At 45.2% G+C, this 15,914-nt stretch carries 6 protein-coding genes; 4 read left to right on the top strand and 2 right to left on the bottom strand.

Going from position 1 to position 15,914, the window contains the following annotated elements:
• Positions 1-110: 110 nt before the first annotated feature.
• Positions 111-9,455, top strand: coding sequence for a DUF7948 domain-containing protein (locus CJD36_RS11120; RefSeq protein WP_105039247.1), 9,345 nt, complete (start codon positions 111-113; stop codon positions 9,453-9,455).
• A 110-nt stretch (positions 9,456-9,565) separates the two neighbouring features.
• Here the strand turns inward: CJD36_RS11120 and CJD36_RS11115 are convergent, their stop codons facing one another.
• Complete coding sequence (locus CJD36_RS11115; protein ID WP_105039246.1) at positions 9,566-11,104, bottom strand: toxin-antitoxin system YwqK family antitoxin; 1,539 nt, start codon at positions 11,102-11,104, stop codon at positions 9,566-9,568.
• An 11-nt stretch (positions 11,105-11,115) separates the two neighbouring features.
• Positions 11,116-11,670: a DUF4352 domain-containing protein gene (locus tag CJD36_RS11110; protein ID WP_105039245.1), complete on the bottom strand. Its 555-nt coding sequence runs from the start codon at positions 11,668-11,670 to the stop codon at positions 11,116-11,118.
• Between the two features lie 898 nt (positions 11,671-12,568).
• Between CJD36_RS11110 and CJD36_RS11100 the strand changes: the two genes are divergently transcribed.
• The 3 genes from CJD36_RS11100 (at position 12,569) to CJD36_RS11090 (ending at position 15,453) form a co-directional block, all read left to right on the top strand.
• A complete protein-coding gene (locus CJD36_RS11100) occupies positions 12,569-13,423 on the top strand; it encodes a hypothetical protein (RefSeq protein ID WP_105039243.1) in 855 nt (284 codons plus the stop codon).
• Between the two features lie 85 nt (positions 13,424-13,508).
• Positions 13,509-15,050, top strand: coding sequence for a site-specific integrase (locus tag CJD36_RS11095; protein ID WP_105039242.1), 1,542 nt, complete (start codon positions 13,509-13,511; stop codon positions 15,048-15,050).
• A complete protein-coding gene (locus CJD36_RS11090) occupies positions 15,028-15,453 on the top strand; it encodes a hypothetical protein (RefSeq protein WP_105039241.1) in 426 nt (141 codons plus the stop codon). The genes CJD36_RS11095 and CJD36_RS11090 overlap by 23 nt, the downstream gene beginning before the upstream one ends.
• Positions 15,454-15,914: the final 461 nt, after the last annotated feature.

The raw sequence follows: 15,914 nt of genomic DNA, 5'->3' as shown, positions 1-15,914 counted from the left end.
TTGCTATTGCGATGTTACGTTCATTTTAAATTTTCTTTCCGGCGATTTGCTGGGCCCTTATATATAATAAATAATTAACATACAATTACATTCTGGTTAATAAGTTTCTCATGAAAACACTTTCTTTATCTATAATAACCGTTTGGTCGGTACTGCTTTCTTTTTTATGTACTGCAAAGGTCAATGATCGGCTACTGGAAAACTACGCACAAAAACTACGACAGCAACCATTGCTTTTTACTGAAAACAAGGGGCAGGTATACGACCACAGCGGCAGGCTGAGGAATGATGTATTATTCACCGGCCATAAAGGAGTTATGAGCTTTTGCCTGACAACGGCAGGTATAGACTACCAGTTTACAAAGGCGGTCAATGACAAAAACACAGGAGAAAATGTGCGTGTTAAGACCCATCGTTTTTCTCTTGAATTGGTCGGGGCCAGCAAAACAGCATCAATAATTAAGCTGGAGAAGAGCAACTATACCGAAAACTTTTTCAACGGGATGAACACCGGCGGTATTACGGGCGTTGCCAGTTATGAAAAAGTGGTGTATAAGGAAGTATATCCTAACATTGACTGGGTGGTGTATAGTGCGGAAGGCCATATAAAATATGATTTTGTGGTAAGGCCCGGCGGTAACCCGGACCAGATACGGTTAAAAATAAAAGATGCAGATAAGGTAAGCATCACCAATGGCGGCGAGTTGCTGATGAAAACGCGCCTGGGTGAAGTAAATGAGGCCCCTCCGGTGAGTTTTGCTGACGGGAAAAGTATTCCGACAAAATTCAGGCTGTATGGCAGTAATATTATTGGCTTTGACATGGCTGCATATCCGGCAAATGCCACATTAACCATTGACCCGTCTGTAAGCTGGACTACTTACTATGGCGGATCAGGTAATGAACAGGCATATGGCTGTGTAACCGATGCATCGGGTAATGTATACCTATCCGGCACTATAGCTACTAATGCCTCCTCGCTGGCATCGGGAGGATACCAGTTAATATACGGTGGCGGTACGTCTGATGCGTTTCTTGTCAAATTCAGGCCGGATGGCACAAGAGCATGGGCAACTTATTATGGCGGCACAGGCAACGAAACAACGCCATTGTGCGCTGCTGACAATTCAGGTAATGTGTATTTGTGCGGAGGTACAACAACTACAGTTAGTGCCAGCATTGCTACAGCAGGTGCATTTCAGACTGCCATCAGCGGTACAAGCGATGTGTTTTTAGCAAAGTTTGATGCTTCGGGTGCCCGCCTCTGGTCAACCTACTATGGTGCCAATAATGCTGAAGGGACACCTACCTGCGCTGTTGACGCTTCGGACAATGTATATTTATCCGGCACAACAAATGTAACAGGGACACCAACAACTAATATAGCATCATCGGGCGGATACCGGACTACACCATCAGGAACAACCGGGAATGATCTTTTCATAGCCAAATTTAATTCTTCCGGCGCACGGCAATGGGGCACCTACTTTGGTGGTACCGGTAATGAAGTAATAAGCTATCACTCTTGTGCTGTAGATAATAGCGGAAATGTATACCTGTGCGGCTCAACACCTTCAACATTGGGTGTTGCCACAACAGGCACATACGGAGGAGGAACTATGGATGGCTTCCTTGCCAAGTTTAATACATCTCTAAGTGGGTCAGCATCATTGTTGTGGTGTAAATATTTTGGCGGTGAACTGGCTGAAAGTACCGTGAATTGTACTGTTGATAATACAGGGAACGTATATCTTTCGGGATCAACAGCATCTCTTACAGGTATTGCCAGCAGTGCAACTGTAGCGCAAAATACTTATGGCGGAGGCACAGCAGATGCATTCCTGGCCAAATTTGCAACGGGCGGCATATTGTTATGGAGCACTTATTATGGCGGATCGCTGGCAGATAATGCCAATGCGTGTGCTACTGCTTCTGATGGCAGTGTCTATATATCGGGCAGCACAGCATCCACGTCAGCTGTGGCTACAGGTGGTTTCCAGAACGTAAATGGAGGGTCTACAGATGCGTTAATTGTTAAATTCAATTCGGCGGGAGCACTGCAATGGGGTAGTTACCTCGGAGGGCCATCGGCCGACGCAGCAAATGCCATAGCTGTAAGCAGTACTGATACAATATTTGTCGGGGGTTTTACCCAGAGCACTTCAGGAATAGCTACAGCAACTGCCTTCCAGGGCACGTTTGGCGGGGTTTTAGACCAATTTTTGTCTAAAATATCTGATGGCTCAGCAACGGCTGCAACAACAATTGCAACCGGCACCGTTTCGGGTTCGTTGTGTGCAAGTGGTGCGTCCATTAATGTGCCGTTTACTGCAACCGGCACATTTGCGGCGGGCAATATTTTCACGGCGCAGCTATCAGATGCGGCCGGTTCTTTTGCTAGTCCGCTGAACATTGGCACACTTACCAGTACCACATCAGGTACTATTATGGCAAATATTCCTGCCTCTGCGACTGGTGGAAGCGGGTATAGGATAAGGGTCGTAAATAGCTCAACTATAGGAACGGATAATGGCACGAATCTTACAGTGACACCACAGGCGGGTACTATTTCCGGACCGCTGACGCTTTTGCCCGGACAGATAATAACAGTAACAGTAGCCGGAGCCGGCACCGGAGGTGTGTGGTCAAGCACTTCTTCTTCAGTAGCCTCTATAAATGCGTCTACAGGGGTTGTTACGGCGGCAACAACTGCTGCAGCTTACAGTACTACAGATACATCTACAATTCAGTACGCGGTTGCGGTATCGGGCTGTGGAACCGTGAACTATACTACCAGGGTAACAGTAAAGCCGGCATTTACACCACGTAATCTTGTTGTTTTCCAGGTTGCCGGCACCACGGATGCAGCAGGTGCGGTTTCTTTGCTGGAGTATACGACTACGGGTTCAACGGTTAATACAGTAGTGCTTCCATCGAGTGGCACCGTGCAAATTACAGCCGGTGCCAGTCGCGTATCTGAAGGGCAAATGTCTCTTGATGCTGAGCAGACCAATCTTATTGTGCCGGGATACGACGCACCGGCGGGTACAGCGTCTCCACACGGGCAGTCGAGTGCGACATACAAGAGAGAGCTGTTTATAGTGGACCCGTTAAAAACTTCCACACTTGCCTATAAGCAAGACGTCTATTCTTTTAATGACATTAATGGTGGCACTGCCAATGGGGCAAACTACTACGCATCAGGTTTGGGTGGCAATGGGATCATGTTTATGAACACACCGGCATCTGTTTACAGCAATAACTTTCTAAGGAATGTTCAAATATTCAACGGGCAGTTATATTGCTCAGGTCAATCACCCGCTGGTATATCTGCTCTCGGTTCGGGGATACCAACTACATCGGCCACAGCTACGCTACTCAACATGTCGGGGCTTACCGGAGCAAGTCCGTTCGCCTTTGCTATAAGCCCTGATGGTAATACGCTGTATATAGCCGATGATGCTGCGGGAATATTCAAATATTCAAAGGTGGCGGGCACATTCGTTTTCCAGTACAAGGTTACTACGACTAATTGTCGTGGCCTCACGGTAGACTTTACAACATCACCGTACATCCTCTATGCTACTACAGCCGCATCGCCCGCCAACTCTATTATAAAGATGACCGACAATGGCGCAAGCTCCCCTATTACTGCACTGGCTACTGCTATAAGCACCAACAATTTCAGGGGTGTTTCATTTACGCCATCTCCATTCGCAAAAATAAAGGTAACTACCCCGTTGATCTGTTCCGGCAACCTGGATTCTGTGATTATCTACGCTAATCCCGGGTCTACTGTTACTTACAGCAATGGTACCGGTAACTTATCAGTTACAATTGATGCAACAGGTATGGGTGTTATCGGTGTGTCACCCACAAGCACCACAACTTATTCTCTTGTCAGTATTGCCACATCGGTGGGTACCTTTCTGGCAACCGGCAGCGCTACAATAACCGTGAATCCCGGTGGTGCACCGGCAATTACAACCATACATGCAGACCCCACAGTGTGTGCAGGGAATACCTTGCACCTTAATACAGCAGTTACCTCGGGTATCACGCCTTATACTTATACCTGGAGCGGCCCCGGTGGTTTTTCTGCATCAACCGCATCGTCTGCTACAACTAACTCTGCAAATGCAACTTCAATGCCGGCGGCACCCGCGAACCCTGTATACACGCTGTCGGTAGTTGATGCCAACGGATGCAGTGCAACGGGAATAAATACAGTAACAACAACTGTTGGTTCGCCAACTATCTATACGGTAACCGGCACCGGCGGCTATTGTACGGGCGGTACGGGCATCGTTATAGGGCTTAACGGTTCTCAGTCGGGCACAAACTATCAATTGTACAATGGCGCAACTCCGGTTGGCAGCCCGGTAGCGGGCACAGGCAGTGCCGTTGGTTTTGCCGCGGTTACTGCCGCTGCCACCTACTCGGTTACAGGAACCGACGGCACGTCTGGCTGTAGCATTGGCATGTCCGGCACCGCTGCTGTCACTATATTACCTCGTCCAGCAATACTATCCATTTCAGGGGAAAGCACACTATGTGCAGGTACGGGTTTGCATCTGACCTCGTCTATTTCGGCAACCTCGCCCAGCTATGCCTACACATGGAACGGGCCTTCGTCTTACAGCAACTCAGCAACATCTACCTTGCTTTCCAACTCCCTTACTATTACATCGGTACCGGCTACGCCCACTACGCAGGTTTACACACTGATAGTTACGGATGCTAACGGTTGTGAGGCCACCGGTGTCAATACAGTAACCACTACCATCAATCCGTCGCCGAATGCCGGCACCATATCAGGCGCTGCATCACTTATACCGGGACAAATAAGCACGCTGACCTCTTCAGGAGATGCCGGCGGTACATGGAGTGTTGGCACGCCCACTTTTGCCTCTGTCAGTGCAGGTGGTGTTATCACCGGGCTTTCGGCAGGGAGCACAACTGTGAGCTATAGCCTGTCAACGGGTAGTTGTTCGGTGTCAGCAACTTTTCCGGTTGTGGTCAGCAATGCCTTTGCAAGTGCCAATATCGTTGTGCTTAAGCAAAATGGAAATTCTACATCATCTGCGAGTGTATCGCTTATTGAATATACAACGGCCGGTACGGCTGTTAGCGCAGTCAATTTTCCGACAGCATCGGGCAATGTTAAACTCACACAGGCGCCGGTTGGGCATGTGCAGGAACAGGGCTTTATGACACTGGATGCGGAAGGCACACACATCATTGTTGCTGGTTTTGACACCACGGCGGGTGTAGCAGGTGTAACTACCATTCCGGGTTTAGGTGTTCGCAAAGAGATACTTTCGGTATTGCCATCTAAAGCCTATTCAAGAGTATCTGTCATACCGGGTACCACCTTGTTTTGTTATGATGACTATTCCTCAGCCACTGCTGCGGGTAGCGTCTACTATGGTGCCGGATGCTCTACCGGTACGCCTACAAGTGCGGGTACCCAGTTAATGGGTGCGACCGCCAATACCCAGGTGTCGTCTACACCCAACAGTACGAGGGTAAGTGGCGTCTTTAACGGCCAGCTATACACATCTTCAGTTGTGTCTTCTCCCGGTATTTATCAGGTGGGTACCGGTACACCCACTGCTTCAGCTACGTCCACATTGATCACATCGGGTGGGGGAAGTAGTCCTTATGCGTTTGCGATCTCGCCTGATAGTAAAACAATGTATGTAGCCGATGATGTAGCCGGCATTCAGAAGTTTACCCAAACAGGAAGCACCTATAATTTTTCGTACAACGTTACTACTACAGCTTGCCGTGGTCTCACGGCTGATTTTACTACAGTTCCTTATACCATATACGCTACTACTGCTGCCACACCAATAAACGCAGTGATAAAGGTTGCGGACAATGGTGCCGGATCATCTGTCACAACTCTTGCCACCGGCACCACCTCGGTGAAATTTAAAGGTGTTGTGCCTGCACCTTCATCAAAAGCCGGGATAACTACCAATGCAACTACTTTGTGCTCCGGCAATCCGGACACCGTTACCTTTTATGGCAATCCTGGATCGGTTATCAATTATACCAGGCATGCAATTGCAGCGTCAATAACCATTAATAGTACCGGGGTTGGTTTTACGGTAGATACCTTGCCTGCAACTACTACCTATTCGCTGGTGAGTATTGTTACCTCATTGGGCACATTCACTGCATCGGGCAGTATTACCGTAACTGTCAATCCTTCGCCCGTTGTTTCTGCTGTGTCGGCTGCTACTGCAATATGTGCGGGAAGCAATCTTACGCTCGTTTCTGCTATCAGTTCAGGCACTGCACCATATACGTACACCTGGAGTGGCCCGTCGGGTTATTCTTCTTCAACCGTCAGTTCTCTGACGAATGTCTCCGTTACGGTATCTTCAGTTCCTGCAACTCCGGTTACCCAGGTTTATTCAATGACGGTAGCTGATGTGAACAGTTGTGTAGCGACGGGTATCAATACTGTTACCACCGTGGTGAGCGTAGCTCCGTCAGCTGTTACAGCCACCGCATCGGGAAGCTCACTATGTACCGGCGCATCGCTGACACTAACAGGAACCGCTACGGGAGCAACAAGCTATTCGTGGAGTGGGCCTGACGCATATTCCGCAACTATATTAAATCCGGCATCACTCACTGTGTCGACATTGTATACAGGCATTTATACTCTTTCAGCTGCAAATATGTGTGGCACAGTTACAGCTACCACAGCTTCCGTAACAGTCAATGACTACCCATCGGCTTATAACGTGACAGGTGGCAATGGCTGTAGCGCCGCCGGTCTTAGTGTTGGTCTCGATGGTTCTCAGTCGTCTGTTGTTAACTATCTTTTGAAAAGACTACCCTCTACCACCGTTGCAACATTTGGTGGTACCACAGCACCATTCTCATTTGCAACAGTTTCTGTTCCGGGAGTTTATAAAGTGGTGGCCGTTGGCCCAGGTGGCTGCCAGTCAGATATGCAGGGTGCAGATACATTAAATCAATCTCCGGCTATATCACTTGGCACAATTGGTAGTATATGCCAGCCGTCCACGTCGCTTCCTGTTAGCTTTAGTGGCGTTGCCGGAAGCCCGACGGTTTACGGTATAGACTGGGACGCGCCAGCCAATGCTGCCGGGTTTGCTGATTTTGCGGGCGCTACCTTAAGCGGTTCATCTGTTACATTAATTATTCCTTCGGCTGGTACGCCCGGTACATTCAATGGGAGCCTGACAGTATCTGACGGGCTTTGTGCAAGCGCGGTATATCCAGTTAGTGTTTCCGTATATACAGATCCTGCTACATCGGTCACAAGTGTCAGTCAGCCTTGCTCGGGTTATGCCGGCAATATAGATTTTTCAGGATCATCGGGCACAATTGTTGACTACTCAATTGATGGAGGTACGCCGGTTTCATTTACTTTCACCGGGGTTGTCCATTCTTTGTCAACAGGCGTCATCACAGCACCGCATACCTATTACATGTTAGGTGCTCACAATCCGGCATGCTCTGCCGCGCTCACAGATACAATTGCCATTAACCCTATCCTTATGACATGGCTGGGTGGTTCTTCTGACTGGAACGATGTCGCTAACTGGTCTTGCGGATTTGTCCCTACTGTATCAGACGATGTAACAATTGGTGCGGCCACTTTCGGGCCTTCAATTGCGGTGTCAGGTACTGTCAGAAACATTAAGTTGAACCCGGGTTCTGCGCTGGATATTAATGGTGGTGCAGAACTTGCAGTGTCAGGTACATTAACTAACAACAGCACGGTTTCAGGTGCAGGAAAAGTGGTGTTGAATAATACTTCCTATCAAACTATTAAAGGTAAGGGTACGATAAACAATCTGGAGCTGAACAATAGTGCCGGTGCAACAATAGATACGGGGTCGCGTATTGTTATAAGTAATACCCTTTACATTACCGCAGGCACACTAACTACTAATGATAGCCTAGAACTGGCGTCAGGCGATTCATTGAGCACTGCAAGAATAGCTGCTTTACCTGCATCAGGTGGTTCAATATCCGGAAAGGTGAAGGTGGACCAATATGTACAGGGTCACTACCGCAGGTACCGTTTCTGGAGTCATCCGTTTAATTCTTCGTTATCGCTCAGCCAGGTACAACGATACATTGATATTACCGGGCCGGGGGGTGCCGGCAGTGGCTTTACCTCAACAGCAAGTAATGCGCCATCGGCATTCAGGCTCGATCCTTACACGGAGAATGATACCATGGGGTATGATCCCGGATGGAAGCCATTTACAAAGATCAATGCATCAGCTGCCGATAGCAATAAGATAAAAAGATATCAGGGTATCCGTTTATTCTTCAGGGGTGCAAAAGGCGAAGGCCTTGGGTATCTTGGTTACTACGGTATGTACGACCCGGCGGAGGTAACAGTTAAAATGTCTGGTAACATTAACCAGGGGCCTCAAACGGTGTTCCTGGCACAAGGTGCTGCTAACCCGTTACACCAGTCTTTTAACATGATAGGTAATCCTTACCCGTCACCGGTTGATATTGGTACTGTTCTTTATTATGCTGCTCAGACCGGCAATGTACAGGGTGCCGCATTTTACGTGTGGGACCCCACATTGGGAGCGGGGGGCAACTTCGTAACAATACCCATCGGAACATCGTCACCTATTCCCTACAACATAGCTGCCAACACTTGTTTCCAGGTGCGTGCAGGTCACGATGGCGACTCTCTCAATTTTGTGGAAAGCGATAAAGCGGCGGTATATGACAATTACCTATTCAAAATGCCTTCTGACTATCTCACGCTGTCTATCTATGACAGCAACTATCACCTATGGGATGCATTGCGTATTCAGTTCAACGACAACGTAACTGAGGCTGAGGAAAACAAGTACGATGCGGTGAAACCAATGGGCACTGACTTCACATTTTATAGCCTTTCTTCCGACAAACGCAAACTGGCTATAGATGCCCGACCGTTTGGAAATGAGCGGGTGATACCACTGGGTATTTCAAGTGCATATGATCAGCAGTTCATCATCAGGGCTGATAATGTAGTGATGCCATCAGGCAGCACCATATTTCTGCACGACAAGCTGCTGGACCGCTATATCGAAATGAATGCTGGTGCTGAATACAGTTTCGCCGTCAGCAGGGACAAGGCAACGCAAGGTGATGCAAGGTTTGAACTCAGCATGAAACCCGTAACGGGCAAGACTGCAGACGATGGCCTTCATGTAAATATGTTACCTAATCCTGCAACTGATGAAGTGAACATTACCTTTACTACAGCTCAGAAAGAGCAGACAAGTGTAAGTGTGATGAACCTGTCTGGAGTGAGTATATACAGTAAAGATCTGGGTGTAAGACAAAGTGGTACGGTAAGCATTTCATTGAGTAACCAGGCACCTGGGATCTACATGGTAGAGCTTACCGCAGGTGACAAAAAAGTAGTGCAACGGCTGGTGAAAGAATAGAACCGGATATCGCCGTAGAGAAAAATGAGGCCAATATAACCTCTTCGACCTGTACTTGTACTACACTTAGGTTTCTGGTGCTATATTGGCCTCTGAGTATTGTAAACTGATTACCGGGGTGCTATTTCAAACTTGCAGCCATCTTCGTAGTCCTTTATAATCTTTATGATATCATCCGTATAAACATTTAGTTTATTAAAGGGTTGGAGATCACTTTTTATTTTTTGAGTTGCACGTTTTGACTCTTCGGTGTTGCAATTTGTATTTTTCAGCAAATTAAAGTCGTGTACCATAATCACACCCTTAGCTTCCAATAGCCCAACTTTTTCATCTCCATTATCTAAATGAGACATCCATATTTCATAAAATTTGTACGAGTCGTCGTTATATCTGTTTGCAATGCTAAATGCGTGACGGTTATGAGCATATAGGAACTGGATTCGCGGGTCGTCTGGGACATTCTTGATTGCAGAATCTAGCACTGAACTTGGGTCATATTTGTCGTTTCGTTTAAGATAGTTGCTATACTTGATATAGTCATTAGCAGTTAGCTTCGTAGGGTGATGAGCCATTATCCAGAATATGAGGTTTTCCGAATAGCCAAAATGGTCAATTATATAGTAGTCCATGAACAGACCAAGTGCCACTACTGCAGAATCATATCCTAGAATACCGGCATTTTCCACTAGAGCCAACATCTTATTAGCTCGAGAATAGTCACTGTTTCTAATGAGGTCGATACTTCTGTGGACATCACTGTTCGATAACTGTCGATCGCCTTCGATATAGTTTTCGGAACTTATTAAAACACCGCTAGGATCCAAGACATCAACTCTCCCCTGAATTTTCCCATTGGTATAATTTGCCGAGAATTCTAATGCCCCATTAATATGCCAAGCTGTTTCAATTCCACTTTTCTTCCCGCCGACATAGCTACAACGCAATCTCTTCCCGCCATTATCATACCAACCCGTTTCAACGCCTTCTTGTAAATCATTCAGGTAGTAACAGGAATCCGCTATCTGACCATTTCTAAACCATTCCTTGTATAAACCATTTTTCTTCCCGTCCTTAGCCATAAACCAAATTTTGTTGGTGTTACTACTTCCATCCTGGAAGTTTACCCCATCTACGGCAATTTGGTAGTATTGGTGGCCATTGGGTAGATACCCTTTTGTTATACCTTGGGCAATTAACTCGTGTTTAGCTAGAAACCGTTTGCCATTTTCAAAATCATACATTTTCCGCCACGTAATACTTCCACCTTGATATAATTCTTCTACAACCACATACGGTTTATGACCCTCCACCGATGGCTCTGGAGCATTATCAAAATAATATTGTTGTAGGCCATCTTGTTCATCATCTTTATAGTTGGCTATTGACGCAATCCCCCTTGATCCGCCATCGAAGTAATAGGTGATACCCTTACCATTGACTTTGCCATGTATATAAGTTAAGACAAGTTTGAATGAACCATCCCTAAAATAGGAGGTATATTTCCCGTGCATCTGCGCATTATTATCCAGAAAATAATCCTCTTCTTTAAACTTCTTGTATGGGTCGTAATATGTTGTAATGTGCTGCTGGCTATAGCCAATACTATGGCCGGTGGCTACAATAGCCACTATAAATAAGAACTTCTTCATTGAATTAATTTTTAGAGGTTTACAGTTACGTTTGAATAAACAATCTTCTTGGCTTTGGCTTTGATATCCGTCGTGAATGTGATCCAACCTGATGCAGACTGGTTTGGTTTAAGAGTTACCCCATTTGCCGCTTCATTAAAAAGGATTGGCTTTTTCCTATGTTCTGTAAATCCGGAATGCTCTGCAAACTCTGCGTCTGATTGGTCAACTATCTTGAATTCATCTTGGCTTATAGTTTCTTCCTTATTTGAAACATTCTTGACCCACACCTGAACTGCAATGTATTTTTCATTGTCTTCCGGGTTGTTAGCATTTTCATGCCCAAAAGATTTGCTGCGATCGAGTGGCGGCTCAACAATGTTCTTTACCAGAAATAAAACATTTGCAGTTTTACCGGTGTCCTTATGGGAAATAACAATGTCACTGCTGGAGGTAGCTGGCGCAGGTGCAGATGTTTGCATTGGCTCAGGTGGTGCAGGAGCATTATCTTGGCCGTTTGAATCTTTGTTTCCAGAGCATGCGGATAGTGTGATGGCCGTGGCTATCAGAATTGAAATTTTCTTCATTTTCTTATTATTTGGTGGTTTTACGAGATATTTGATACAGGGTATAAATTCACTTGTCGGAAGTGAGTGCCGGTGAAGGGTGGGGAATTATTGGCTGGGTTAACTATCTCTTTGAATGAGCATGCATACCTCATCGTGGGTGGTGATGCCAGAGGTTCCGAATGGCTGTTGTTTGTGTGTTTAGGTAAATAAAGGAGCGTGGAACCTCTCTGTACCTGACCTCGAAGGAACCACCAAGTCCCTTGTACCCAGAATGCAGGAAGCCCACGCCCTTGGGGGCGCGGAATCCTACTATTCCCGGTACTTTTAAAATTTTGGTGGTTTGTCGAGGTGGGGACAGTAAATTTCGCTATCTCTTTATATGTAGTTTATTTTTCCGAAGCCGTATAGTTTGAGTGGTTTGGTTACGCTATAAAGATAATAAGCCTTGGTTAACCGGACAATATATAATTTCCTGCAGGAAATTATATCGCCATCTCTGTAGCCGGTTTTAATATATCCACGAAGCTCCGAATATGCCTTCTTGGCTTTTCTGTGGTGTTTCCTTGTCCTCCAGGTATTTGAGTAAGGCGAAAGCACGCTCCGATGTCCCTAGCCAAAAGAATAATAGCTTCTTAAAACCGGCACTATTTACCTCAACCAGCCCACCGGATGCCAATACTTGTTCGGTTAAGCTCCGTGTATTTTTTTTGTACCGTAGAAGAAACAATCAAAATATATCGATGTTTACCCAATGTTATTATTGCCGATGTTGCCCAGGCACCATCTATATTTCTCACCAAACCGTTTGTAGGCCAACCGCCAAACGGTTTTTGATTTTATTAGCCTTGCCCCCTCCTGCTATGCCATCAAAGCACACCCAAAGCAAACAAATATTAATCCCCAAATCAACAACAAAATGAATAACAGATTTCTTGGCAATGCATCCTGCCTGACAAAATATGATGCCCTGATAAAAACAGCCCTGCACTTCGAATTTCCCATATGGTATGTATCCATGGTTACAGAGCCATTGACGCGTAACAAGGGTGATCGAAACGCTACGAATTTTAGACTGGGTAGCCAGAATGAAGAACTGCTTGAATTAATGAAGTCCAATTTTTACGGCGACGATACCGCAGTAAGTGATATCAGCGAATTGTTTAAGTCGCAGGGGATTGTATCAAAGGTTACGGCCGGTCGCAATAATACAAAAGCTGGTCATTTCCGCACCGGTTATATCAACTATTTCAACCACAAAGAAAGGGCGGCATATTTCGAGCTGTTGACCCCACTGATCGACAGCACTGTTAATCAAATCATCTTCTTAGATCCGGACACCGGCGTGATGCCATCATGCAAAAAGCTACCGACAGGCAAAGGGTCTTCATTTATCAAATCAAGCGAGGTCAAGCAGGTGCTGGAGATGATAAGCGCAGATAGTGTTGTAATGGTTCAGCAGCAGGTTACAAACTATCAATACACCCATGAAGACCGGGTAAAGGAACTGGTAGCCGATTTAGGACAAAATGTTATAATGCTAGTTGACGAGGTTATCCAATCGGGAATATACATCATCGCTAAAAATGAAACGCACCACCAACAGCTGATAACCTTTATGTGGGAGTACCTGGTCAAATACCAATTTGTAAAAAGCAATGAACGCGTAATGCTAATTGCTGGGAATGCAGAAGGGGTTACAATAAAAACCCTTGGTATCCCTAAAGCGAAGCCGCTACCGGCAAACACCCTCGATACGGAAGAGAACCCCTAATATGAATATGCTACATGCTGCTGCAAGACTATGCAGTATGTAGCATAATTCATTTTTAAAATTGAGGGTAAATAATGACCTTGATATGGGCTACGCAATTAGAAATTTTAATTCCCCTCATAACGTTCGCCAAACGGGATATAATACCGAAAGACAAACGCCAATCGCAGGTGATTTAACAGGTGTACAAAAGACAAAAACCGGTGGATATACCGGAAGACAAACGCTCAATACCGAAGGACAAACGACCCTCACAATTCAGCAGCAAACAATGAGAAAAATAATTTTCTATTTCCTATTGGATTCAACATTTCAAAAGGGAGTTGATATAATTGCAGCAAAACGTAAACGGAAAGCAGGCAAGAATATCGACAGTTTTTATAACCCTAATCCTACTTCTATCTATATCGGATGTACTGTAAACACAGTATATGTAAAGATCAATACCGGCTTGAAAATAAGGCCTGCAGATTGGGATTTCAACTTGCAAGAACCATCAAGGAAATATCCGAACAGGCTAGAGTTCAATGCATTCTTGCAGAAGGCGAAATTGAAGATTGAACGGGACTACCTCATACTGTTGACCAATGACAGCCCGATCACTCCCAAAGTGATTAAGAAGATAATGGTAGGAGCATTCATTGGAGAGAAAGCAAAGCCGGTAGAGAAAATCAACTTCTGGAAAGTATTTGAAGAGTTCATGCAAGAGAAGGCCAAAGGAACAAAAAGCGCGACTATCACCAAGTACAACTCGACAAGAAAGTCCCTTGAAGGTTTTGAGAGCAAGAACTATGCCTTGTCGTTTGAAAAAATGACTATGAAATTCTACCTGGACTATAGGACTTATTCAATAGAAGTACAGAAACACCTGAATAATACCATTGGCAAGAACCTGAGAAACATAAAGACATTCCTTGCATGGGCAGAGATCCACCCTAAGAAATACGTAACCAATAATGAGTACAAGAGGTTCAAATGCGAGACGGATGAGCCAGAGCCGATCTACCTTAATGCAAGTGAGCTTGCTAAATTTGAAAGTTATAAAGGATCGAGTTCAGGACAAGCAAAATCAAGAGACATTTTTGTGTTCCAGTGCTATACCGGCCAGAGGATTGGCGACATACTAAGCCTAAGGAAGCAGGACATAAGACTGATTGAAAACGGGCCATCAAAAGAATGGGTGCTGTATCAACAGAAAGGAAACAAGAAGTACCCTATCTATATTCCCATCCTGGACATTGCAGAGGGAATATTAGACAGGTACTGCAAGGACATAAATGATAATGACATAGTGTTCGCCGGGCAGTGCGCAGTAATTGTCAACAGGAATATTAAGAAGATAGCCAAGGAGGTTAAGATCGATACTGTTATCACAAAGGTCAACTACTCCGGCAAGGAGCGCATACAATTGACCCAACCCAAGTATAGCTTCATTGGTACCCACACCGCAAGAAAAACATTCATCTCCCTGAGCTTGCAATGGGGTATGCGCCCTGAACAATTAAAAGCCATCACCGGCCACACGTCTGTTAAGCAGATGACCCCTTACATTGGCAATGACAAGGCCAACCTAACCAAAGATTTAAAAGCAAAATGGAATAAAAATGAACCTACTAGCGAAAATTGAGGAGCTGAATACTCGATACCACGACATAATTACTACCACTGCCAAGCAGGACTACTATAAGTTCAAGCAGCTTATTACAGAATTAAAGAACTCAGGATATAAGTTTAAAATAGGAGCGCCCAACATTGACTTCTCTTCATATAGCTTAGTCGGCTATGAGGCGAAGCTATATGAGCGTGTAAAATTAATGCAGCTGGAGAAAAAGAAAGGGATAATGGACAATCTCTTTATGTATGCCCACCTTATGAGGGAATGTGAGCAATATCTGCTTAGGGAGATACTGGTAAGCCTCTGTAGAAAAGAAATAATTGAAAAGAGATACTTTGAATTATCTGAATCAAATAATTGGATCAACTTTTACCAGAGTGGCCATTGGATAGATTGGTATATCATGGCTGTATAGGTGGTATGGACTATAGGTGCATTATAAAATACTTCAATCCCATCTCCCCAAAGTGCCAACGATCCAACTGACGACCGTTAAAAAATACACTTATAAAGATGTCCGGCACTTATTGTTTACTGATCATGCCTTCCGGCCCTTACATTGCACCCCTATCATGCGGGCAGTGATTGACGATTAACTTAGCCTTGGGTTCGCTGGTTGATGATTGTGGATCAGAGCCAGACATTTGTCAATCCCGATAATTTTCAGTCTCCAAAGAATTTATTAGAAGAAAAAGACTGCTATAGCAATAAAGAGCAAAACGTTCATTTGATCCAACATCAGCTTCGATCCAGGATGAACCTTGTAAAGACCTGTAGGGTATATATTGCTATAACATATAACCCAACCATGATTGGCGTTGTAAGACAATGAGAATGACGGAAAGAGCTTAGTGCTTCTTCTTCTGTGATTTACTT

Origin of the sequence: Flavipsychrobacter stenotrophus (genome assembly GCF_002954265.1) — a bacterium.
In the GTDB taxonomy this organism is placed as follows: Bacteria; Bacteroidota; Bacteroidia; order Chitinophagales; family Chitinophagaceae; genus Flavipsychrobacter; species Flavipsychrobacter stenotrophus.
This window is presented reverse-complemented; position numbering and strand designations above follow the sequence as displayed.

Excerpts from the sequence above, each read along its gene's own strand:
- CJD36_RS11120 (WP_105039247.1), top strand. The coding sequence starts at position 111 with ATGAAAACACTTTCTTTATCTATAATAACCGTTTGGTCGGTACTGCTT.
- CJD36_RS11115 (WP_105039246.1), bottom strand. The coding sequence starts at position 11,104 with ATGAAGAAGTTCTTATTTATAGTGGCTATTGTAGCCACCGGCCATAGT.
- CJD36_RS11110 (WP_105039245.1), bottom strand. The coding sequence starts at position 11,670 with ATGAAGAAAATTTCAATTCTGATAGCCACGGCCATCACACTATCCGCA.
- CJD36_RS11100 (WP_105039243.1), top strand. The coding sequence starts at position 12,569 with ATGAATAACAGATTTCTTGGCAATGCATCCTGCCTGACAAAATATGAT.
- CJD36_RS11095 (WP_105039242.1), top strand. The coding sequence starts at position 13,509 with ATGGGCTACGCAATTAGAAATTTTAATTCCCCTCATAACGTTCGCCAA.
- CJD36_RS11090 (WP_105039241.1), top strand. The coding sequence starts at position 15,028 with ATGAACCTACTAGCGAAAATTGAGGAGCTGAATACTCGATACCACGAC.